The organism is Zunongwangia sp. (genome assembly GCF_048269745.1).
GTDB lineage: Bacteria > Bacteroidota > Bacteroidia > Flavobacteriales > Flavobacteriaceae > Zunongwangia.
Genome location: NZ_JBLXIB010000010.1, coordinates 92505 through 116203, shown reverse-complemented (window position 1 = coordinate 116203; position 23699 = coordinate 92505). Strand labels below are relative to the sequence as shown.

Sequence of the window (23699 nt, the reverse complement as noted above, 5' to 3'; positions counted from 1 at the left end):
AATGCTAAATTCACTAAGCATTCATAAAAGTATTAAAATGGCTAGAAAATTAATTCTAAAACTAAAACAATATTCTCAATAACTTTTCTTCTGAAATAATTGGAGTTCCAGCAGCTTTTGCTTTTTCAACTTTCGCTTGTCCAGGCTCGCTACCACAAACCAAATAATTAGTCAATCCAGAAACCGATCCTGTTACTCGCCCCGCATTTTGCGTAATTATTTTTTGCATTTCAGATCTCGAAAAATTCTGAAAATTACCGGTAATCACAAAACGCAAACCAGAAAAAATTTCACTAAAACTAGACAGAGCTTTACGTCTGATTTGGACATTTTGGCCTTGCTTTTCGGCAATCCAATCTAAATAATCGGAAGGAAAATCTACTCCATGTTCTTCCTGTAATTTCAATTCCTCTTCTACTCTATTCAGCTTTAAAAACAGTTCCCCACAAACAAAAGCATCTTCTAGCGCATTATGATGCCGAAATTGTGGTACTTCAAAAAAATGAGCTAACGAACTTAATTTATAACTCGGTAACTGTACTAGTTTTCGAGCGCGTTGCAGCGTACAAAAACTGGTATAATTAGGAAAATCCAATCCATAACGTTGCAAGGAATAAAGCAATACAGAATTATCGAATTTCGCATTATGGGCCACCAAAGTTTTACCCTCAATAAAAGGGATCATTTCTTCCCACAGCTCAGCAAAATTCCTTTCATACTGTACATCTTCATACGTTATTCCATGAATTTGTACCGCAAACGGATTAAAATAAGCAACTTCAGGATTTATTAATTCATAAAATTCGTGGTATTTTTTCCCATTTTTATACTCTACCATTCCCAACGAGCATGGATTTTTCCCGCTCGCGGTTTCAAAATCAAACGCCACAAAATCTTCTATCATTCAATCATCTTAAAAAATTCTTCTTCACTAATCATGGTAATTCCTTCTTTCTCGGCTTTTGCTTTTTTACTTGGTCCCATTTTCTCACCAACAATCAGATAATTAGTGCTTTTAGAAAGTGAGCTTAAATTCTTTCCGCCGTTTTCTTCAATATGTTTTTTCAGCTCATTTCTAGAAATAGAAAATGTCCCTGAAACTACGAAACTAGCCCCTTCTAATTTGTTAGAACTGGTTTCTTTTTCTTCCATTTCAAACTGTAGGCCTTTTTCACGTAATCGATTTACAATAATTAAATTTTCTTCATCGGTAAAAAATTCGATGATGCTTGCAGCAACACGTTCACCAACATCACGAAGTTCGATAAGTTCTTCAGTATTCGCCGCCATAAGCTTATCGATATTCCCAAAATGCTCTGCAATTTTTCGGGCACTTACTTCCCCTACATCGCGAATCCCTAAGGCAAACAAAACTTTATCGAACGTTCGCTTTTTAGATTCCTCTACGGAATTTAATATATTTTCAGTAGTTTTCTTCTGAATACTAATTCGGCTTCGATCTGAAATTTTAGTGATAAAATCGTCGAATTTCGGGTAATGCTGAAAGCTTTCATTTCGAAGTAATTCATCGATATAATCCACATTCTTCAGTACTTCTTTCGCAGGATGGTTTTCCTGATGGTCGGGAAATTTAAGATCGATTAGTAAGTTTACTGAAACACAATCTTCCATCGAGGTATAAGCCGAAACATCTACACGTTGCATAGCCGAATTCAATTCATTTAAAAATCGCTTAAATTTCTTTTCATCAACTCCGTCGATTTCAGCAATATCCAAACTAAAAAGTTCCTCTAATTGTGCAATTTCATTCCCTATTTTTTCTGAATCTACACGAGTAATGCTACCCCAACCCTGGCTAAGTGCATAAATGGCTTGCCCTAATTTTACTTGAAGTTCACCTTCTTTTTTGATTCCGGCTTCTTCGTTATCCAACCAACGTTCTTGCCCAATAATATCGTCGTACGTAAGAAAATAGAAATCGGAGTAATTATTAATGATATTGTTGTAATACAGAATTTCAATAGTTCCTTTTCCCAAACCATCAATATCCATCGCTTTTCGTGATACAAAATGCTCCATCCTACCAATAATTTGCGGTGGACACCCTACGTAATTCGGACAAAAATGCTGTGCTTCTCCTTCATTACGTTGCAATTCGGTTCCACATTCCGGACAATGAGTGGCATATTTTGTAGGTTCAGAATCTGGATCGCGTTGCTTAAAATCGACTCCAACGATCTTTGGGATAATTTCTCCTCCTTTTTCTACGAAAACTTTGTCTCCTTCTCGAATATCAAGCTTTTCGATCTGATCGGCATTATGTAAAGAAGCACGTTTTACAATCGTACCAGCGAGCTGCACCGGCTCTAAATTAGCAACCGGAGTAATAGCTCCAGTACGCCCAACCTGATAGCTGATCTTATGCAGTTCAGTAGTTTCTTGTTCGGCTTTAAATTTATAGGCCATTGCCCAACGTGGCGATTTTGAGGTGTTGCCAAGTTCTTCCTGCTGACTAAAATCGTTTACTTTTACCACCACTCCATCGGTCTCATACGGTAAATCATGGCGATGAATATCCCAGTAATTGATGTATTCTAAAACCTCATCAATGTTATTTTTAAGTTCCGATTCTGCCGGAACTTTAAAACCCCAATCCCTTGCCTTCTCTAAACTTTCAAATTGTGATGAAATTGGAAGGTTTTCGCCTGCAATATTGTACAGCAAACAATCTAAAGGACGTTTAGAAACCTCAGCGCTGTCCTGCAATTTCAAGCTTCCTGAAGCTGTATTACGCGGATTCGCATAAGGTTCTTCGCCATTCTCTACACGTTCGGCGTTTAGCTTCGCGAATCCTTCAAAAGGCAATACGATCTCTCCACGAATATGAAATTTCTCAGGATAATCACCTCGCAACTTCAAAGGAACAGATCGTATGGTTTTTACATTATTCGTTACATCATCTCCTTGAAAACCATCCCCACGTGTAACTGCCTTTACCAATTCGCCATTTTCGTAAGTAAGACTCATTGAGGCTCCATCGTATTTTAGCTCACATGTATACTTTATATCGCCATCAACTAATTTTCGAATACGAGTTTCCCAATCCTGTAATTCTTCTTTGGAATACGAATTAGAAAGTGAATACATTCGGTATTCGTGAACCGTTGTAGCAAAATTTTTAGTTACCGATCCACCTACACGTTGTGTTGGGGAATTAGGATCGTTAAACTCCGGGTGTTTATCTTCTAACTCCTGAAGTTCTTTCAGCTTCATATCAAAATCATAATCGCTAATTTCAGGAGTATCCAAAACGTAATATTGATGATTATGATGTTGTAATTCTTCTCGAAGTGTATATATTTTATTTTCGATATCCATTTATACTAAAATTAAAAGAGGCTTATTGTGTTATAAAAATTAATATAAGCGCAAGTATTGCCGGTAAGGCCTGCACAAAAAATATTTTCTTTGCAGCGGTTAATCCTCCATAAATTCCGGCTACTACTATACACAAGAGAAAAAAGATAGAAATATTGTGTTGCCAATAGCTATTTTCTATAAAAAATGTCCATGCCAAACCTGCCGCTAAAAAGCCATTATATAAACCTTGATTAGCTGCTAATCCCTTTGTTTTTGGAAAAAGATCTGCTGGTAAGGATTTAAAGGTTTGTTTACCGATGGTTTCCCAAGCAAACATTTCAAACCAAAGAATATAAAGGTGTTCTATAACTATGATAGCCTTTAAAATAACTAGTGCTAATTCCATACTTCCCTATTAATGATTATACATCTTTAGATAAAAAACTAAATGCTTCGCCTTGATGTTTAAATTTAATTTTAAAATCGGCTTCAAAGGCAGTTTGATTGGTAGGAAACCATTCTTTTTTATTTTTATCGATACATATTAGTAAACCTTCCTTATCACCTATAGCACAAAATCGATCTAAATTTCCGTCAAAAATAGCTAAATTGAAATGATCGCGTAAATAGTTATAATAAGGTTCGATAATTTCAACAGCTAAACCAACTTCAGCAACTCCTAGTATAGAATTTACACTGAATTTATTTTTTTGAGAAGGGTATAGATGACTTCGTGAAATAAATTCTAAAATATTATCATCGGCATCTTTAAAATACACCGATTTTGCCTCCCAATTCTTAAAATCGATTATTTCTTCAGTACCATCTTTTTCAATATTCACTCGCTCCTTTAGCCAGTGTAAAGCTAAATTTTCCTGATTAGCCGGAATATGAAATGCAATATGATTTAATTTTGCTTCTTTTTTATACTGAAAACAAACTTTTGTAAAACCTATTTTTACAGTAAAGCTATCCTCTGCATTTTCAGCCAAAGAAAAACCTAACACATCACGATAAAATTGTAATTGCTTTTGAAGTTGTGAAGTATAAAGTTGCAAATATTCAATCTTCATTTAGGTCTGACTATTAGTAATCCATTTTGGGGTTGGCAATGGTTTGAAAAATTTCATTTTATCGTATAATTCTTCGATGGTTTCGGCAATTATTAGCAAATCGAAGTTCTCTTTTTTTAGCAGACCTTTATCTACCATCTTGCGAAGCATGTTAATTAGATCATCATAAAAACCGTTGATGTTTAATAATCCAATTGGTTTTTGATGCAAACCTAATTGCGACCAAGTAATTATTTCGAAAAGCTCTTCAAAAGTTCCAAAACCTCCCGGAAGTGCTATAAAACCATCGCTAAGCTGATGCATTGTAAGCTTTCGCTCGTGCATATCTTTAGTTGTGATTAATTCATCTAAATTAGGATGTACCACTTCTTTGGTTTTTAAAAATTCAGGAATTACACCGGTTACTGCACCACCATTTTCCTGAACTCCGGCAGCCACCTGCCCCATTAAACCTAATTTACTACCTCCGTAAACTAAACGAATATTGTTTTTCGCTAAAAATGCACCTAATTTTTTAGAGGTTTCAATAATTTCTGAATCCTTTCCATCACTGCTGGCACAAAATACAGCGATACTTTTAAGAGAATTTTGAGTTTTTTGTTCTTCCAAAATAGCAACTAATTTTATTGTTTTTGAGCTTTAAGCATTCTAAAATTTCCATACATATCCTTTCGAAGTTCGGTTTTAAAACCATGATCTTTCACCATAGTCTCGGTTTCTACTCCCAAATATTGGTTAATTTCAAAGAATAACAAACCATTTTTAGTCAGCCCTTCTTGTGCTAATTTCGTGATTTTCTCATAGAAAAGTAAAGGATTTTCGTCTTTTACATAAAGTGCAGTTTCCGGCTCATAACGCAATACATTTTGCTGCATTTCAGCCTTTTCTAATTCCCGAACATAAGGCGGATTAGAAACTATAATATCAAATTGCTGCGGAAGTTTTTCTGCAGAAAGAATATCCTGCTTCATGAAATCTACTGAAACTTCGTTTTGTTCAGCATTAAAATTGGCGATTTTTAAAGCTTCTTCTGAAATATCTAGTGCTGAAATTTGAGCGTTTGACAGGTGTTTTTTTAAACTAATCGGGATACAACCACTCCCCGTTCCAATATCCAATATTTGTAAATCTTGTTCTTGCGGAAGTGATACCTCATCTAAAATCCATTGGACCAATTCCTCAGTTTCCGGACGCGGAATTAAAACTCCGGGTGCTACTTTAAAATTTAGGCTAAAAAATTCGGTTTCTCCAATAATATATTGAATAGGTTCAAATTCCTTGAGTCTAACTATAGCCGATTCAAATTGAAGAATTTCAGTATCGATTAAAATTTTATTGGGCGCTAAAGCAATTTGCAACCGAGTTATATTTACAAACTTTTCCGACAACAAATTAAAAAATGAAAGAATCTCTTCCTTTGGATAATTGTCGCTAAGCTCTTGTAAAAATTTATTTTTGAGTTGAGTGATGGTCATTGTGTAATTCCGAATTCCTCTATAAATCAAAACAGCTTGTTCCATCATGTATCTGAAACAAGCCGCTCTGTAACTATTTTGAAATGCTTATTCTTCTTCGTTAGAAGGAGTTTCAGTAGTTTCTTCACTTTTTGAAAAATCGGTAATTCCGTTTTTTACAAGTAAATTATACCACTGTATTATTTTCTTAATATCGCTAATGTATACTCTATCTACATCGTATTCAGGCAATACTTCTGCAAAATAACTTTCTAATTCATTTTTAGAAGATTTATGGCTAATAGCTTCTCCCCCATCTTCTTTTTCTTTTATATTCTGTAGAACCTGACCTAAAGGAACTTCTTCAGTATAAGTATAAATTGCAATTTCACTAAGTATACTCACATTATGGCGCATATTTACGGCCATTTTTTTTCCATCCAAGATTGATTTTGCAATAAAACCTCCACGTGTTTGCGCTGAAAGTTCATACAAACCAGGTTTCCCTGAAATTGCTAAAATTTTATCTAACTTCATAGTATGTTTTGAGTTTGGGCGACAAATATCACACCCACTTTTAAATTATCAAAAAATTAACGACCTTTTTTTCCTTCCGGAAAACGCATCGTATAATCTACTTTTATTTTTCCTGCAGAAATTTTGCTTAAACGACCTTTTATTAAGCGTTTTTTTAGGTTGGAAAGTTTATCGGTAAATAAAATACCTTCAATATGATCGTATTCATGTTGTACCACTCTAGCAGCTAAACCTGAAAACACCTCACGATGTTCTTCCAAATTTTCGTCCAAATACTCAATGGTAATTTGTGGTTTTCTGAATATATCTTCACGAACATCAGGAATACTTAAGCATCCTTCTGAAAAAGCCCACTCATCCCCTTCTTCTTCAACAATAGTAGCATTTATAAATACTTTTTTGAAGTTTTTGAGTTGCTTTTTTTCTTCTTCTGTAAGATCATCATCTTCTGCAAATGGAGAGGCATCAATTACGAATAACCGAATAGGCAACCCAACCTGTGGAGCTGCTAGACCAACACCATATGCATTATACATTGTATCCCACATATTGGCTATTAAAGCATCTAATTTAGGATAGTCTTTATCTATTTTTTTTGCTTTTTTCTTTAAAACGGGATCTCCGTAAGCAACAATTGGTAAAATCATTTCCTTTACTCTTTTTTACTGTTTATGAACAGTTTCGTTTTACTTATATAGATACGATTGAAGTATGATTGTTGCACTAACTTCATCGATTAATGCCTTGTCACGACGTTTTTTCTTTTTAAGACCACCATCAATCATCGATTGAAAGGCCATTTTAGATGTAAAACGTTCGTCTACTCGTTCTAGCTTCATTGCTGGAAATTTTTTAACAAAAACTTTTATAAATTCTGCAATATAAACTTCGCTTTCACTCGCTGTATTATCTCTCTGTTTAGGCTCTCCAACTACTACAGTAACTACCTTTTCTTTTTTAAAATAGTCTTCTAAAAAAACTAAAAGATCTTTAGTAGCAACTGTTGTTAGTCCACTGGCAATCATCTGGAGTTCGTCGGTAATTGCTATTCCCGTACGTTTAGTTCCAAAATCTAATGCCATTATTCGTGCCATACTCCAAAATTTATGCAAAGGTAAGGTTTATATTTGTAGCTCACCAAAAATCTTATATTTGCTAAAAATAAACTTTTATGGACCAATTAGAAGCTAAAATAAATGCCGCTTGGGAAAACCGAGAATTATTAAAAGATAAAGACACAACCGATGCCATACGCAAAGTAATTACCTTATTAGATGAAGGAAAGCTAAGAACTGCTGAACCTACTGAAGATGGATGGAAGGTAAATGAATGGGTAAAAAAAGGGGTGGTATTATACTTCCCTATACAGAAAATGGAAACCCTAGAAGCTGGAATTTTTGAGTATCATGATAAAATGCCATTAAAAAAAGGATATAAAGAAAAAGGGATTCGAGTAGTACCAAATGCCGTTGCCAGACATGGAGCTTATATTTCCAGTGGTGTGATTATGATGCCAAGTTATGTAAATATTGGCGCTTATGTAGATGAAGGAACAATGGTCGATACGTGGGCCACAGTTGGTAGTTGTGCACAAATTGGTAAAAACGTACACCTTTCTGGTGGAGTTGGTATTGGTGGGGTTTTAGAACCTCTACAAGCCTCTCCGGTAATTATTGAAGATAATGCTTTTTTAGGATCTAGAAGTATTGTAGTTGAAGGGGTTCGTGTAGAAAAAGAAGCCGTTTTAGGAGCAAATGTTGTACTAACTGGCTCTACTAAAATTATTGATGTTACAGGTGAAGAATCCGTTGAAATGAAAGGTATAGTACCTTCAAGATCTGTCGTAATTCCAGGTAGTTACACAAAAAAATTCCCAGCGGGAGAATTCAATGTACCATGTGCATTAATTATTGGTAAACGTAAAGAAAGTACCAATAAAAAAACATCTCTAAACGATGCGCTTAGGGAATATAATGTAGCGGTGTAATGAAAATACTGGTAATACAGCAAAAATTTATTGGGGACGTTCTTACGTCCTCAATCTTATTTGAAGCACTTCGGGAAGCCTATCCCGAAGCACAATTGCATTACCTTATTTACCCCCATACCAGAGCGGTTGTAGAAAATAATCCATTTATCGATAAACTGATATTCGGAAAGAAAGACCTTCCTTTTTATAAACTTGTTTCTCAGATTAGAAAGGAAAATTATTACGCTATTATCGATGTTTACTCCACTTTAAAAACTGCACTTATAACAAGTACATCTGGGGCTAGTCATAAAATAGGTTTTAAAAAAACCTATACTACTCCTTTTTTCACGCATGTTTTTAGTAGAACTATCCAGGCAAAAACAAATGCAGGCGCAGCAATAGAAAAAAGGACGCAATTACTAAAACCCATCATCAAAGATGTACCAATCCAAATTAAACCGAAAATATATTTAAGCGCTACTGAAAAGAGCAAAGCGAAGGAAAATTTAATTAAAGGAGGAATACAACTTACAGATTCAATTTATATGATTGGAGCTTTAGGAAGTTCTGAAAAGAAGACCTATCCCCTCTCCTATCTGGCCAAGATTTTAGATCATATTGCCGCAAAAGAAAATACGTCATTTTTACTGAATTACATTCCCAGTCAAAAAGACCAAATCGAGAAATTACTGGCGTTCTGCAACAGCACCACACGAGAGAAAATTCACGTTGAGATTTACGGAAAAAGTCTTCGTGAATTCTTAGCGCTGACCAGTTTTTGCGATGGTATTATAGGCAATGAAGGTGGCGCCATCAATATGGCTAAAGCTTTAGATATACCTTCATTTGCAATATTTTCTCCTGCTTTAAATAAAGACAATTGGAATATTTATGAAGATGGTAAACATAATATTTCTGTTCATCTAAAAGATTTCCATCCAGAAATATTCTTAGATAAAGATCAGGAATATTTGCATAAAAATGTTTTTGAGCTTTATGATCAATTTTTACCAACGTATATTGAGAAGCAATTAGATAATTTTCTAAAACTAAATTCGAAATGAAGTATCGCTTCCTAATCTATATAAGTCATACTTACGCATTACCTATTGGGATACCTCTTCAGGAGGAAATTAAAAAACGAAATGATGAGGTAAAATGGTTTTCCGAGCTAGATATTCCTAAAAGTTATTTTCCTAAAAACGGAGAATTACTTGATACAATAGAAGAATCTATCGCTTACAAACCACATATCGTACTTTGCATTACTGATGTTGTTGCCGATTTTTTACCCGGTTTAAAAGTGCAAATATTCCATGGATTTTTAGCTAATAAACATAGCGATGCAAAAGGCCATTTTAGAATAAGAGGATTATTTGATCTTTATTGCACACAAGGACCATCGACCACCATTCCATTCACCGAAATTCAGCAAAAAAACAACCATTTTTTAGTACGAGAAACTGGATGGTCCAAAGTCGATCCATTATTTAAAATTGAAGAAAAAGAACGAAGTAAACCTACTATCCTTTTGTCATCTACCTTCTCTCCCAAATACAGTTGGTTATATAATGCAGAAGTCATAAAAGAAATAAAAAGATTGTCTAAAACTGGGGAATTTCTATTCTTAGCAGTACTTCATCCCAAAATGGATAAAGAAAAGATAGAGATCATAAAAAACTTACAGCATGAAAACTTCAAATTTTATGATACTACGGATATTATTCCACTATTTCGTGAAGCAGATATAATGTTTTCAGATACTACCTCAGCTATTACAGAATTTATACTTCAGAAAAAACCGGTGGTGACATTTAGAAATAACAAACCAGCCAGCCACCTCATCAACATTTCTCACCCTAAAGAGATTGAAAGTGCCATCATGCAAGCTTTTTCTCCCTCAAAAAAGCTATTAAAAAATATCGAATCTTACATTTACGACACGCATCCTTATTTTGATGGCAAAAGTAGTGAGCGTGTAATTTCTACCTGTATTGATGTTTTACATACTGAAAAAAAAGATTTGACTAGTAAACCTTTAAATCTTGTACGACGATATCAGCTAAGAAAAAAGCTAGGGTACTTTACAATGAAAAGTTACAGAAAGCCTTTTAGACTGAATAAAAAAGATTAGTTTTTCCAGAATTTGAGCTTTTTCTTTAATCTCTTCTTCCTGAAAAATTTCTCCTGAAATTCCTGAGTATCTCCCCACATGGTTTCAAAAACTTCATTCTCATTCCATGCGGTAAGTTGCGAATACTCATTAGCCATAATTTTAATCATTTCCTTATTTGGCGTTAAGCGAGAGAAATTTTTCATGCGTTTTTTAAAATCCAGTCGTTTAAAATTCATACGGTTTAGATCGACTAAAAAGAACTGAAAACCATCACCATCAATCTGAATCAAAGTGTTACCGGGGGAGTGATCTAGAAACTCGATATTTTTTTCGTGAAGATCATAAGTAAATCTAGTAAAAGCTCTTAAAACAGCTTCTTGTTTCGCAGTATCCTCAAATTTTTCGATATCCCGAAAGGTGAAATCGTATTCTAAATGATCACTAATATAGTAGCTACGGCCAAAGGTTAACCACTTACACTCTTCAGCATAAGCAACAGGAAATGGCGTACCAATTTCAAGAGACAATAGATACTGTGCATAACTAAAACTACGTTCTGCTTTAGATTTCCGAAAAAACCGATAAGCAATTTTATTAATAAGATTGGGGATTTTAAATGATTTTATATTTACTTTTCTTCCCTCTAAATCAAAAATCTTTATAGTATTCCGGCTTCCACCATTCAGAATCTCACCATCAACCGAAAATTTAGAAATTATAGCATTTATTTTCTCAGCTTTTTCTTGATACGTTTCAGTATATACGATTTTCATATAAAAACTCTATAATTATAAAAAATACAAAACTAATACAGATATACGGTAATATTTCTATTTTTTTTATTTTTTTGCCCAGCTATTACTAACTAAATTATACAAATGCAGCATTTCAAAATTGCTTTTTTATTTTTAGATGAAATTCATCACGTTTCTCATTTTATAAGCGTTGCCAAAGCACTTTCTAAAAAACATCATGTAAAAATTTTAACGCATAAAAATCCCGATAGATATTTATATAATATAGCAGACACTATACAAGCTAACAATGTAACTATTGAGGAGTTGCCAACAAAAAAATACAGGGCTTTTACAGATAAATTTAAAAATCGAAAAAGACCTAGAAAAGGATTTTGGATAAAAAAAAATTTAGAGTACTTATTAGATTTTGATGCCGTTGTTTTTACCGATTATTACCATAAATATTTAAAAAAAGCATGTAAAAATCGGATTTTTCCCAAGCTGATAAAATTTAATCATGGCATTCCCGGACGCGCTTATGCTTTTCGTGAAGATCAGAAAGACTTTGATTTACAAATTTTAGTAGGTGATTTTCAACAACAATTATTAAGTAAAAAAGCAGTAATGGCAAAAAATATTGCCATTGGCGGTTATCCAAAACTGGATGTCGTTGAACAAATCGAATTAAAAAGTTATTTCCAAAATGATAAACCGGTTATATTTTACAATCCACATTTTGATCCCGATTTTAGTAGTTGGGAAGCCTTTGGAATCGATATTTTACGTTTTTTTGCTAATCAAGATCAATACAATTTAATATTTGCACCACATATAAACCTTTTTTCTACTGAAAAAGAAAACCGAGAGTTATCTAAACTTCCTAAAGAAATTTTAAATGCCGAAAATATTTATATTGATTTTGGAAGCAAAGACAGCGTAGATATGCAGTTTACTAGAATTGCCGATTTATATCTAGGTGATGTAAGCAGCCAGGTTTATGAATTTATTATCATCCAACCTCGACCTTGTTTATTCCTCAATCCAAATAAAGTAAAGTACAAAAAGGATCCGCATTTTAGATTTTGGAAATGCGGAATGGTAATAAAAAAAACAAAAAACTTAAATAAAAAATTAGAAAAGGCTTTCAAAAAATTTCAGAAATACGAAACTATTCAGAAAGAAATTAATGCTGAAAATATTTATCTTGATAAACAAAAAAAAGCTTCAATAAATATTTCAGAAATAATTTCTAATTATTTACAAAATCATCTTTAATACAAATACCGACTTACCCCTTTTTCGCATTTTGTAAGCCGTTTTTCTTTTGTTTTATTCTCCAAATTTTCATTGGTCTTTACTTTATTTCGGCATTCCTCTGGATGCCAAATATGGTAAACTATGGCATTATATCGAATTCGCTTGCCAATAATGCCGGTATTCAATAACCGAATAGCAAATTCGGAATCTTCTTTTCCCCAACCACTTATAGCTTCATTGTAACCATTCACTTTTAAAAAATCTTCACGCCAAAATGAAAAATTACAACCTCGCAGTTTCGAACTTAAAGTAGGTGAAGCTTTATAAAATTTCGATAAGATATTACTATGAATATTTCGGGTTCGATTTTTTAAATGTGAATAAAAGAAATTAAACTGCACTTTTTGCTGCTCATATAGTACGTCCAATGCTCCTTTTTTTAAATTAACCCGGCTTCCGTATAAAAAAATTCCTTTTTTTGCATGGCGCAAATGATCGGCCACAAAAGTAGAATGTAAAATACAATCTCCATCTACCTGAATTATGTAATCGGCTTTAGAAATTGCAATAGCTTTATTTAATATTTTCGATTTCTGAAAACCTTCATCAAGTTGCCAAACATGAGTAATAGGTAATTGATATTTTTTTTTAAATTTTTCAATAAGAGATCTTGTTTCATTTTGTGAACCATCATCAGCAATTAAAATTTCATCAGGCATTTTCTTTTGATTCAAAATACTTTCCAAAACTAATTGAAGTGCCTTAGGCCAGTTATAGGTAGAAATTAAAAGAGCTGTGATCATTTTTTATATAATATTCAGAAACAAAATATACAAATCCAATTTATTTCATCTTTCAAATCTTTACAAATTACACAATTCTAAACTATCTTTGCAAGTCGTTAGCAAAATAACTATGGAAGATAAGAAAACAGAAATACAAAATTGTTTAGCGGTTCTTAAAAAAGGCGGCATTATATTGTATCCAACTGATACTGTTTGGGGTATTGGTTGTGATTCTACAAATGCAGATGCTATAGACAAAGTCTATGCTTTAAAGAAAAGAGCTGAAAGTAAATCGATGATTTGCTTAGTTTCAGACTTTAAAATGCTAAATGAATACGTAGAAGAAGTACCGGAGGTTGCATACGACATTCTAAAATACGCAGCAAAACCTACATCCATTATATACGATGATCCCATCAGAGTTGCTGAAAATATAATTGCTGACGATAACAGTCTTGCAATTCGAGTTACAAAAGATCCTTTTTGTAAAGAACTTACCAGACGTTTACGAAGACCTTTAGTTTCTACCTCTGCCAATATTAGTGGACAACCAACACCAAAATCATTTTCTCAAATAAGTCCGGAAATTTTAAAAGGTGTAGACTATGTAGTAAATTTGCATCAATCTAAAAAATCAACAAAACCATCAGCTATTATTAAACTTAGCCAAGATGGAAAGGTGAAAGTGATACGAAAATAAGACATGCCTAATACTAGAAATTTTAAAGAAGCTTTACATCATAAAATTTTTAAAATCATAACAGAAGCTACCGAAGCATTACAACTAGAGAGTTACGTTATCGGTGGTTTTGTAAGAGACTATTTATTACAACGTGGGGATGCTAAAGATATTGATATTGTTGCCATTGGCAGCGGAATTAATTTAGCACTAAAAGTTTCTGACCTACTCCCACATAAACCTAAAGTTCAAGTTTTTAAAAATTACGGCACAGCAATGCTCCCTGCTTTTGATATGGAAATTGAATTCGTAGGAGCTAGAAAAGAAAGCTATTCTGAAGATAGTAGAAATCCTGTGGTTGAAAATGGAACACTAGAAGATGACCAAAATCGAAGAGATTTCACGATTAATGCATTAGCCTTAAGTTTAAATGCTAAAAATTTCGGAGATTTATTAGATCCGTTTAACGGGCTCGAAGATTTAAAGTCTCAATTAATCCGAACTCCTTTAGAACCGGGAATCACTTATTCTGACGATCCTTTGCGAATGCTACGAGCTATTCGATTTGCATCACAACTTAACTTCGTTATTCAGAAAAAATCTTTAGATGCTATTAAACAGCATCACGAGCGGATTAAAATAATCTCTAATGAAAGGATTACTGAAGAACTTCATAAAATTCTATTATCCGAAAAACCTTCTAAAGGATTAGCCCTTCTATATAAAACTAATTTATTAAAACTTATTTTACCAGAACTAACTGCTCTACAAGGTATAGATGAAGTTGAAGGGCAACGCCACAAAGATAATTTTTGGCATACGCTAGAAGTTGTAGATAATATTTCGGAAAATACCGATAATTTATGGTTACGCTGGGCGGCCTTATTACACGATATAGGTAAAGCGCCAACTAAGAGATTTGATAAAAAAATTGGATGGACATTTCACGGTCATGAATTTATCGGATCTAAAATGGTATTCAAATTATTTAAACGACTTAGAATGCCATTAAATGATAAAATGAAATATGTTCAGAAAATGGTATTAATGAGTTCTCGACCTATTGCTGTTGTAGATGATGATGTAACCGACTCAGCTATAAGACGATTAATTTTTGATGCCGGTGATCATATAGAAGATTTAATGACGCTTTGCGAGGCTGACATTACTACTAAAAATCCGCGGCGGTATAAAAAATACCATACTAATTTCAAGATTGTCCGACAAAAAATGAAAGAGGTTGAAGAACGCGACCATGTTCGTAATTTCCAACCTCCGGTAAGTGGTGAAGAAATAATGGAAACTTTCGATATAAAACCTTGCCGAGAGGTAGGTATTATTAAAGCGGCTATTAAAGAAGCTATTTTAGAAGGATCTATTCCTAACGAGTATGAAGCAGCTTACCAATTTATGCTAAAAAAAGGAAAACAATTAAAACTACAACCAATAGAAAATTAAAGAGTAAATAAAAATTCCCGATATTAAAAAGTAAAATACAAACAACACTATACCTAATGAAAGACAATAAAAAAGTAGTATACTGGCTGTTAACGGGTTGTGCCCTTATATTTATTATGGTTGTAGTTGGCGGTATAACACGTCTAACAAATTCGGGACTTTCAATATCTAATTACAAATTGATTCAGGGTATAGTTCCACCTATGAATCAGCAAGAATGGGTTGATGCTTTTGAACTTTATAAACAATATCCGGAATATCAAAAATTGCATTACCATTTTAATTTAGAAGATTTTAAAGGTATTTATTTTTGGGAATGGATTCATCGTGTAATTGGTAGACTTATAGGTGTAGTTTTTATTATCCCTTTTCTATACTTTTTATTTACCAAACAACTTACTAAATCAACCATTCGAAAGGCTATTTTGCTATTATGTTTAGGAGGTTTTCAAGGTTTTATGGGGTGGTATATGGTAAAAAGTGGTTTGGTAGATCGGCCTTCAGTTAGTCATTATCGTCTAGCAGCTCACCTTATGACTGCCTTTATAACTTTTGCATATTCTTTCTGGGTAGCTCTTGATATTATTTATAAAAACAAACTGAAACCTTCTGTTCCTTCTATGAAAAAATGGATTTGGGTCGGAATGATTATCTTGATTTTACAAATAACTTGGGGAGCATTTGTGGCTGGTTTAGATGCCGGGTTTATTCATAATAGCTGGCCACTAATGGCAGAAGGAAAATGGATTCATGAAACGGTTTATATCGAATTAAAACCCGTATGGAAAAATTTTATTGCCGGTAAAAGTGGCGTTCAATTTGTACACCGCTACCTTGCCTTTTTTGTTGTAGCTGCTATACTTATTATTTGGTCTAAAGCTAAAAAATTAGCGCTTACAAGAGCTCAAAAAAATGGAGTAAACCTTTTAGTCTTTATTGTATGCATACAATTTTTATTAGGCGTTTTTACACTTATTTATCAGGTTCCGGTTTGGCTTGGGGTTACTCATCAAGTGGGTGCATTTTGCTTATTAGCTGCCATGACCTTTGTGCTACACAGATTTAGCAAATAATTAAAAAAATACTTTTAGTTCAATCAAAATGGATTTGCCAATTACGGTTTTGAAACCGTATCTTTGCTAACCAAATTTTCAAAAAAATGGTTTACAGATTTAGAGTGATATTAGATGCCGAAGAAGATGTTTTTAGAGATATCGAAATTTTACAAGACGCTACTTTAGAAGATTTTCACAACACCATAATTCAGGCTTTTGGTTTTGACGGGACAGAGATGGCTTCTTTCTATCTTAGCGATGAAGAGTGGAATCAAGGTGAAGAAATTCATCAGTTTGATATGAGCGGTGGAGATGATAGTATTCGTTTAATGAACGAAACAGCTTTAGATAGTGTTCTCTCAGAGGATCAAACTAAACTGCTTTACGTATATGATTTCTTTAACATGTGGACATTCATGGTTGAATTAGCGCAAATTGCAGAAATTGAAGAAGGAAGAGATTATCCTAATTTAATGTTTGTACATGGCCAAATTCCACTAAATGCTCCCGATAAAGAATTTAAGGCCGAAAATGAAGAAGATAATGAGGAGGATGAATTCAAAGATGATTATAACATCGATGATTTCGATAATTTTTCTTTTGATGAAAATTGGAATTAAACACCCCAATTTAAATATTTTTAATTCATTTTTTACAAAAACCGACTTTTAAGATAACCGGAAATGATAAATCTATATAATGCCCAAATCGAATCGCTTTCGATACACCGTGTTGGTAACAAAAGCCGAAATGAAAACATTTTTCTTTCAGCTGCTCCTTATCAATTAAACGATGAAATTACACCGCTTATTAAAGAATATTTTCTAAAATCCTTTCGAGAAAAAGAAGAAAATTATTACAATTTTGAGCACGAAATAGATTTAGAATTTAATGAACTTTATAGTTTAGCCAATTCCATTTTCGATAATCCCGAAGATTCACATGATATTTCAAAAAAAATAGCTACGCTTTTATTTGAACAATCTGGGCATCCGCATATAAAAAGTGGGGAAGTATACGTTGTGTATTTCGATAATATGCAAATTGATAACGAAAAAGTTTCTGCTATCGGTATTTTTAAATCGGAATTAAAACACGATTTTCTTCAATTTAAAGAAAACGAGAACATATTAGAAATGATTGTTCAACAAGGAATTAACCTAAACAAACTAGATAAAGGAGCTCTTATTTTTAACAAGCAACGCGCCGAAGGATATAAGATATTATCTGTAGATGCCAATAAATATGATACCAAATATTGGTTAAATAATTTCTTGGGTGTTACGGTAATGACCGATGAAAATTACTACACCAAAAATTACCTAAAATTCTGTCAGAATTTTGCAAAAGATGTTGTATTACCTGCGGAAGATAAAAAAGAAGAGGTAATGTTTATGAACCGTAGTATGGATTATTTTGCAAAAAATGATGATTTTGAAGAAAATAATTTTGTGAGTTCAGTAATCGACAATCCAGATTTAGTACCTGAATTTCAGAATTATAAAACTGAAAAAGCACCTAAATATAAAATTGAAGAGGTTACTAATTTCCCTATTGCAAACAAAGCCGTAACCGACGCTCGAAAAAAGCTTAAAAATGTAATTAATCTTGATACAAATATTCAGATTAAAATGGATTTTGTAAATCCTGAATCTGCAGATAAGTTTGTAGAAAAAGGATGGGATGAAGAAAAACAAATGTATTACTACTTAGTATACTTCAATAAAGAAGAAAAAAAATAAGCATTTTTAGTTTTCAGAAAAATTGAAACCGATCAACTTCTTAAAGTTGATCGGTTTTTTATTATTCTAATAAGCGCCTCATATTTACATCTTCGTAATTTCTTTTTACAAAATCTAGGGCAGTCCGTAGAATTTGTCCCATGGTACTAGCTCTTTTAAACTTTATGTCTTTAGTGAAATTAAAAAGCTCGGTTCGTAATTGGTTTACGTTCTCCCGAGTAGATACATGGTCGTTACTCATACACTTTATAAGACGTTTAAATCTACCTTGTGTATTAATCATCCGTTTTGCCAACAGTGAACGTTCTTCCTTCCTATATTGCTCTATTGAGGAAACTTGTAATCTCTCCGAAACCAATTTTACCATTTTGTAATTTTCTTTAAAAAATTGAGGTCGGTAAACTTTGAATTTTCCTTCAAAACATTGCTGATCAAAATCTATAGCCCGAATTTGATATTGCACATGGTCAAAATCGTGGGTCGGGATTACCACATAATTATACGAACGCATATCACCTAACAAACGTACTGTACAACGCTCGTTAAACTTCACAAACTGTTTAGCAATTTGAGTTTTTTCCCAATTTGGTAAATTTGGTAAATGATTTTCAATAAATACATCTCCAGGAATTCCGGCAATATGTGCCTCAATTAAAGTATCCTTATGTAATAAAAAAGTTATACGATCCGGTGATAATAAATGTTCCAACTCTAATCCATATACCCTAGATGCATCTGCTTTTTTCACATAAAAATACGTAAAAACATCATTTAGAATATTCCGAACTTTTATACGGAAAGGTTTCGAGTTTCCAAATGTGCAATAATCGATAGCATCTACCGCTAAATACTCTAAAGTATCATCGCTCCCATCAGAATGGAGAATTGTATAAATTCGTTTTAAACTATCATCTATTTCTTGCCGTTCGAATTCCGGATAATAACAACGCACCCAAAGTGTATCCTCTTCATCTTTATCGTACACAACAATAGAACCGGAAAAACGTAACAAATCTTCATAAAAAACAGGAATTTTTGTATTACGATTATAACGGGATAAATAATTATTTAAACGCTCGTTAATTGGAAACGAGGGTTTTCTCTTCGACATTAGTTTTTCTTCCATCTGCTATTCAATTACAGTCAAAAATAAAGATATTGTTAGGATTCTTGTAACAAAAATGTAAATTAGTCGTTCTACCAGTAAAGCAATCTTATTTTGGAAACAATTCTAACCATCAATCATCTAACGAAACAATACGGATCTCTGACTGCTGTTAACGATTTATCGTTCACTATTGAAAAAGGGTATGTATATGGTATTTTAGGGCCAAATGGTAGCGGGAAATCGACTACTCTAGGCATGATTTTAAATGTTGTTAATAAAACTTCTGGGAGTTTTGAGTGGTTCGACGGAACCGAATCTACCCACGAAGCTTTAAAAAAAGTAGGAGCAATTATAGAGCATCCTAACTTTTATCCGTACATGACAGCAGCCCAAAACTTACAATTGGTCTGCAAAATTAAAGGAGTTCCTAAAGAAAAAGTAGAAGAGAAATTGGCCATTGTTAATCTTTTAGATCGAAAAGACACTAAATTTAAAGCCTTCTCTTTGGGTATGAAACAGCGACTAGCTATTGCCTCTGCCCTATTAAACGATCCAGAAATATTAATTCTAGATGAACCTACTAACGGATTAGATCCGCAAGGAATTCATCAAATTCGGGATATTATACAAAACATCGCAACTAGTGGAACTACAATTTTGTTAGCCTCTCACTTGCTAGATGAAGTTGAAAAAGTTTGTAGCCACGTAGTTATTATACGAAACGGGAAAAAACTCTACAGCGGCCCAACCGATGCTATAAATGCTAATCATGGCTTTTTTGAGTTAGAAGCTGAAAATAATGATTTACTTATTAAGCTGTTAGAAGAACATCCTTCCATCGGAAAAATCACACAAAAAAAGGGATATGTAGTTGCAATTATTGATTCTCCGTTAGAAGCTTCATCAATTAACCGCTATTTCTTCGAAAAGGGGCTTTCTTTAAATTATTTAAATAAACGAAAAGAAAGTTTAGAAGAACAATTCCTTCAATTAACTAACGAAACTAAAGCTTAAATAATGTTACGACTTTTAAATATAGAATTTTCTAAACTTCGATATAGCCGTTCTTCCAAAATTCTAATCATCACCTATTTTACGCTTATCACATTTACCGCCTTAATGGCTTCTATAGAGTTTAATATTGGGCATATACATTTTAGATTAGCAGATCAAGGTATTTTTAATTTTCCATTCATCTGGCATTTCAACAGTTACATAGCCTCCTTATTAAAACTGTTTTTAGCAATCGTAATCGTTACTATGATTTCGAATGAATACAGTAACCGGACTTTAAAACAAAATTTAATCGATGGGCTTTCGAAAAAAGAATTTATACTCTCAAAATTTTTAACTGTAGTAGTATTAGCACTTATTTCAACTCTTTTTCTATTTATTGTTTCGCTTATTTTAGGACTCTCTTTTTCTGATTATACTGAAATGAGTATCATTTTTTCTGATTTAGATTATATGCTAGCCTATTTCATTAAGCTAACCGGTTTCTTCTCATTTTGCTTATTTTTAGGTGTATTTGTCCGAAAATCTGCATTTTCATTAGGCTTTTTATTTATTTGGTGGCTTATAGAAAATATAGTTTATGGAATATTGAAGTGGAAGTTTTTTAGAGGATCAGGGAAGGCAGATTCTCTCGCTCAATTTTTCCCGCTAGAATCAATGAGCAATTTAGTAAAAGAACCTTTTTCCCGTTTAAATGCCTTTCAATCAGCAGCTACACAATTAGGATCTGAATTTCAAAAAGATTATGCTATACATTGGTATCAACTTCTAATTGTAATAGCTTGGATTGCCATATTTGTTTATTTATCATACGCTTTATTGAAAAAAAGAGATTTATAATCTCAGTATTAAAACTATAAAAGAGCATTAAAATGCGCTTTTATTAAATAAATTGAATAGAATAATAAGTTTCTTTTCTTAACTTCCTAACCCTAAGAAACTTATTATTCCATCTATGTCATTAAAATCGATACTGAGCCTTGTAATATTCTTTTTATTTTTTGTTAGTCTTAACGGTCAAAACAATTTACCTAACGATTGTAGTAATGCAATTTTAATATGCGGAGATGGAAATATTTCAACAAATTCTAATGGAGCAGGAGTTGAGGAAATAGAAAATATAAACAATTGTAACAGTTTTGAGCATAATAGTATTTGGTTTGAAATTCAAGTAGAACAAACGGGAACCTTAGGTTTTATACTTACACCAACAAGCCAAAATCTTGAAGTAGATTACGATTTTTTTATTTTCGGCCCTAACGCTACCTGTAGTAATTTAGGACAATCTATACGTTGCTCGACCACCAACCCCCTAGCCGCCGGAAGTACTAGTAATATTACAGGTATGCGAGATGGCTTAACCGATACATCGGAAGGTCCTGGCCAAAATGGCGATAATTTTATAAGAAGTTTAGATGTAAAAGCAGGGGAGTCTTACTTCTTGGTAATAGATCGGCCTATTGGAAGTAGTCCTTTTAAATTAGAATGGACTGGTACCGCTTTCGATCAAGGAGATGTATTTCCAACAGGGCCAAAAGCTACTCCTGCTCAACCTTTAGAAATGTGTGCTACAAATGGAGTGGCCAATTTCAATCTTCAGGATAGAACAGAGGAAATAAAGGACAATCCATCAGATAAAGTTACTTTTTTCCAATCTCTTGCTGATGCTAATGATAATATTAACCCATTATCTACCGATTATCAAACTACTAATTCAGAAATTATTTATGCTAAAGTTGAAAATGATTTAGTTAAATGCTATGATATTACATCTTTAGAATTAATTGTTACTCAAAGTCCATTAATAAATAAAACGGCTAGAATTCTTGCTTGTAATTATAATAACGAAGGCATCTTCAATTTAACAGATAGTTTTACTGAATTACTAAATGGATTATCGGAAACTGACCACGATATTTCTTTTTACGAAACAGAAACTGATGCATTACAAGTAAACAACCTGCTACCGCTTACATATTCTTCCTCAGAAACTGAAATTTATGCAAGAGTTGAAAATAAAAATACAGGTTGTGTTAGTACCGCTGAAGTTTCACTTCGTTTTCATGAAGCTCCTACTATTAGCGATTACAACTTAGTACAGTGTGATGTTGAATTAGAAAACTCTACAGATGGTATAACTCCAACTAATTTAAGAGAAAGTGAATTATTTATAGCTCCAGAAAATACCAACTATAAGTTTCAGTATTTTGAAGATACAGCTGCACTAGAAAATGATACTCCTATCGCTAATCCCGAAAATTATCGAAATAAAACAGCTTTTCAAGAAATTATTATTCAAGCAACCAATACAAATACAAGCTGTACAACCACAGCTACACTTTACTTAGAGGTATATCCTACAACCACAAGTTTACCTAACCTAGGACCTTTTGGTACTTGTGGGCTAGATGAAAATATTGAAGTCCAAGTAGGTATTTTCAATCTCGATAAAATTGCTTCGACCATGCACCCATCTTTCCAGGTAGAATTTTACGAATCGCTAGCAGACGCTTCCATAGAAGAAAATAAATTACCAGATAACTACGAATCTATTTCAAAAACTGTTTACGCTAGATTAGAAGTTAATAACGAATGCCAAGGAATTGAAAGTGTTGAATTAAAAGTTACTCAAAAGCCAAAAATCAATATTCAGGATAACTATTTCACCTGTTTAAACAAAGAAACTTTAATAATTAATCCTGGTAATTTTTCCCAGTACCAATGGTTTAAAATTGATAACAGTCAAAAACAAGAAATTAGTACCGATTCAAGATTAACTATTTCAGAAAGTGGAACTTATAAATTAACTGCAACCAATACAGCTAATGGTGCAAGTTGCACTTCGGAAAAACAATTTGATGTAGAAGTTTCTAATATTGCTAGAATTGTGGCAGATCCCGAAGTTCAAGATGTTTCTGATAATAACCGGGTTACTATTTTTGCTGAAGGAATTGGTGATTATGAATATTCCTTGCAAGAAGGTCCTTATCAAACCAGTAATTCGTTTGAGAATGTACCTTCCGGTTTTATAAACTTCTACATTCGAGATAAAAAGGGCTGCGGTATTTTAAAAACCGAAGTTGCAGTAATAGGCTACAATAAATTTTTTACACCAAATAACGATGGTATTAACGATTTTTGGAAAATTAAAGGAATAAAAAACACTGTAGCTGATCAAACTACTATTTCCATATTTGACAGATACGGAAAATTATTAGCCAGATTTAAAGCTTTCGATAAAGGATGGGATGGCAACTATAACGGAAAACCAATGCCGAAAAACGATTATTGGTTTCAAGTAACTTTAGAGAATAATAGAACTATTAAAGGACATTTTAGTCTAATTCGATAAAAAAATTTTCCTGGTTTGAAGCGGCATATTAATTGCGTA

24 protein-coding genes are annotated in these 23699 nt (G+C 33.0%); 12 read left to right on the top strand and 12 right to left on the bottom strand.

Annotated features, from left to right (window positions below):
• Window positions 1–61: 61 nt before the first annotated feature.
• The 9 genes from ACN0WI_RS12305 to ruvX are packed head-to-tail and all read right to left on the bottom strand — an operon-like array spanning window position 62 to window position 7479.
• Window positions 62–904, bottom strand: a complete 843-nt coding sequence (locus ACN0WI_RS12305; RefSeq protein ID WP_417887228.1) for an exonuclease domain-containing protein — start codon at window positions 902–904, stop codon at window positions 62–64.
• Window positions 901–3339: an NAD-dependent DNA ligase LigA gene (gene ligA, locus ACN0WI_RS12300; protein ID WP_417887227.1), complete on the bottom strand. Its 2439-nt coding sequence runs from the start codon at window positions 3337–3339 to the stop codon at window positions 901–903. The genes ACN0WI_RS12305 and ligA overlap by 4 nt, the downstream gene beginning before the upstream one ends.
• A gap of 22 nt (window positions 3340–3361) precedes the next feature.
• A complete protein-coding gene (locus tag ACN0WI_RS12295; protein ID WP_417887226.1) occupies window positions 3362–3727 on the bottom strand; it encodes a DUF1304 domain-containing protein in 366 nt (121 codons plus the stop codon).
• Window positions 3728–3743: 16 nt separating this feature from the next.
• Window positions 3744–4394: a VOC family protein gene (locus ACN0WI_RS12290; RefSeq protein WP_417887225.1), complete on the bottom strand. Its 651-nt coding sequence runs from the start codon at window positions 4392–4394 to the stop codon at window positions 3744–3746.
• On the bottom strand, window positions 4395–5003 hold the full coding sequence (locus ACN0WI_RS12285; protein WP_417887224.1) for a TIGR00730 family Rossman fold protein: 609 nt from the start codon (window positions 5001–5003) through the stop codon (window positions 4395–4397).
• 14 nt (window positions 5004–5017) lie between these two features.
• Window positions 5018–5917: a peptide chain release factor N(5)-glutamine methyltransferase gene (prmC, locus tag ACN0WI_RS12280; RefSeq protein ID WP_417887222.1), complete on the bottom strand. Its 900-nt coding sequence runs from the start codon at window positions 5915–5917 to the stop codon at window positions 5018–5020.
• Between the two features lie 39 nt (window positions 5918–5956).
• Complete coding sequence (locus ACN0WI_RS12275) at window positions 5957–6385, bottom strand: DUF5606 domain-containing protein (RefSeq protein ID WP_417887221.1); 429 nt, start codon at window positions 6383–6385, stop codon at window positions 5957–5959.
• Window positions 6386–6441: 56 nt separating this feature from the next.
• Complete coding sequence (def, locus tag ACN0WI_RS12270; protein ID WP_417887220.1) at window positions 6442–7032, bottom strand: peptide deformylase; 591 nt, start codon at window positions 7030–7032, stop codon at window positions 6442–6444.
• Window positions 7033–7071: 39 nt separating this feature from the next.
• Complete coding sequence (ruvX, locus tag ACN0WI_RS12265) at window positions 7072–7479, bottom strand: Holliday junction resolvase RuvX (RefSeq protein WP_417887219.1); 408 nt, start codon at window positions 7477–7479, stop codon at window positions 7072–7074.
• 77 nt (window positions 7480–7556) lie between these two features.
• On the opposite strand from ruvX, the gene ACN0WI_RS12260 reads away from it, so the two are divergent.
• The 3 genes from ACN0WI_RS12260 to ACN0WI_RS12250 are packed head-to-tail and all read left to right on the top strand — an operon-like array spanning window position 7557 to window position 10491.
• Entirely contained in the window at window positions 7557–8372 is an 816-nt protein-coding gene (locus ACN0WI_RS12260; protein WP_417887218.1) for a 2,3,4,5-tetrahydropyridine-2,6-dicarboxylate N-succinyltransferase, read from the top strand.
• Window positions 8372–9421, top strand: a complete 1050-nt coding sequence (locus ACN0WI_RS12255) for a glycosyltransferase family 9 protein (RefSeq protein WP_417887216.1) — start codon at window positions 8372–8374, stop codon at window positions 9419–9421. Before ACN0WI_RS12260 ends, ACN0WI_RS12255 begins: the two co-directional genes overlap by 1 nt.
• The gene (locus tag ACN0WI_RS12250; RefSeq protein WP_417887214.1) at window positions 9418–10491 is read left to right on the top strand and encodes a CDP-glycerol glycerophosphotransferase; all 1074 of its coding nucleotides are present in this window, start codon (window positions 9418–9420) and stop codon (window positions 10489–10491) included. The genes ACN0WI_RS12255 and ACN0WI_RS12250 overlap by 4 nt, the downstream gene beginning before the upstream one ends.
• Here ACN0WI_RS12250 and ACN0WI_RS12245 read toward each other — a convergent pair.
• Window positions 10488–11246 carry a lipopolysaccharide kinase InaA family protein gene (locus ACN0WI_RS12245; protein WP_417887213.1) on the bottom strand — a complete coding sequence of 253 codons (759 nt, stop codon included), beginning with the start codon at window positions 11244–11246 and terminating at the stop codon, window positions 10488–10490. The genes ACN0WI_RS12250 and ACN0WI_RS12245 overlap by 4 nt on opposite strands.
• A 105-nt stretch (window positions 11247–11351) precedes the next feature.
• Here ACN0WI_RS12245 and ACN0WI_RS12240 point away from each other — a divergent pair, with 105 nt between their 5' ends.
• Window positions 11352–12485, top strand: coding sequence for a hypothetical protein (locus ACN0WI_RS12240; protein ID WP_417887211.1), 1134 nt, complete (start codon window positions 11352–11354; stop codon window positions 12483–12485).
• Here the strand turns inward: ACN0WI_RS12240 and ACN0WI_RS12235 are convergent.
• The gene (locus ACN0WI_RS12235; protein WP_417887209.1) at window positions 12482–13270 is read right to left on the bottom strand and encodes a glycosyltransferase family 2 protein; all 789 of its coding nucleotides are present in this window, start codon (window positions 13268–13270) and stop codon (window positions 12482–12484) included. The two genes, ACN0WI_RS12240 and ACN0WI_RS12235, sit on opposite strands and share 4 nt — an antisense overlap.
• 112 nt (window positions 13271–13382) lie before the next feature.
• Between ACN0WI_RS12235 and ACN0WI_RS12230 the strand changes: the two genes are divergently transcribed.
• The 5 genes from ACN0WI_RS12230 to ACN0WI_RS12210 all read left to right on the top strand — a co-directional run bounded on the left by ACN0WI_RS12230 (window position 13383) and on the right by ACN0WI_RS12210 (window position 18186).
• Window positions 13383–13952, top strand: a complete 570-nt coding sequence (locus ACN0WI_RS12230; RefSeq protein ID WP_417887207.1) for an L-threonylcarbamoyladenylate synthase — start codon at window positions 13383–13385, stop codon at window positions 13950–13952.
• 3 nt (window positions 13953–13955) lie between these two features.
• Entirely contained in the window at window positions 13956–15389 is a 1434-nt protein-coding gene (locus tag ACN0WI_RS12225; protein ID WP_417887205.1) for a CCA tRNA nucleotidyltransferase, read from the top strand.
• Window positions 15390–15445: 56 nt separating this feature from the next.
• On the top strand, window positions 15446–16462 hold the full coding sequence (locus ACN0WI_RS12220) for a COX15/CtaA family protein (RefSeq protein WP_417887203.1): 1017 nt from the start codon (window positions 15446–15448) through the stop codon (window positions 16460–16462).
• Between the two features lie 86 nt (window positions 16463–16548).
• Complete coding sequence (locus ACN0WI_RS12215) at window positions 16549–17064, top strand: IS1096 element passenger TnpR family protein (RefSeq protein WP_417887202.1); 516 nt, start codon at window positions 16549–16551, stop codon at window positions 17062–17064.
• Window positions 17065–17127: 63 nt separating this feature from the next.
• A complete protein-coding gene (locus tag ACN0WI_RS12210; RefSeq protein ID WP_417887201.1) occupies window positions 17128–18186 on the top strand; it encodes a nucleoid-associated protein in 1059 nt (352 codons plus the stop codon).
• 61 nt (window positions 18187–18247) lie between these two features.
• Here the strand turns inward: ACN0WI_RS12210 and ACN0WI_RS12205 are convergent, their stop codons facing one another.
• Window positions 18248–19312: a hypothetical protein gene (locus ACN0WI_RS12205; RefSeq protein ID WP_417887200.1), complete on the bottom strand. Its 1065-nt coding sequence runs from the start codon at window positions 19310–19312 to the stop codon at window positions 18248–18250.
• 93 nt (window positions 19313–19405) lie between these two features.
• On the opposite strand from ACN0WI_RS12205, the gene ACN0WI_RS12200 reads away from it, so the two are divergent.
• The 3 genes from ACN0WI_RS12200 (at window position 19406) to ACN0WI_RS12190 (ending at window position 23660) form a co-directional block, all read left to right on the top strand.
• Window positions 19406–20308, top strand: coding sequence for an ABC transporter ATP-binding protein (locus tag ACN0WI_RS12200; RefSeq protein WP_417887199.1), 903 nt, complete (start codon window positions 19406–19408; stop codon window positions 20306–20308).
• Window positions 20309–20311: 3 nt separating this feature from the next.
• Window positions 20312–21148 carry an ABC transporter permease gene (locus ACN0WI_RS12195; RefSeq protein WP_417887198.1) on the top strand — a complete coding sequence of 279 codons (837 nt, stop codon included), beginning with the start codon at window positions 20312–20314 and terminating at the stop codon, window positions 21146–21148.
• A gap of 115 nt (window positions 21149–21263) precedes the next feature.
• Complete coding sequence (locus ACN0WI_RS12190; RefSeq protein ID WP_417887197.1) at window positions 21264–23660, top strand: T9SS type B sorting domain-containing protein; 2397 nt, start codon at window positions 21264–21266, stop codon at window positions 23658–23660.
• Window positions 23661–23699 lie beyond the last annotated feature (39 nt).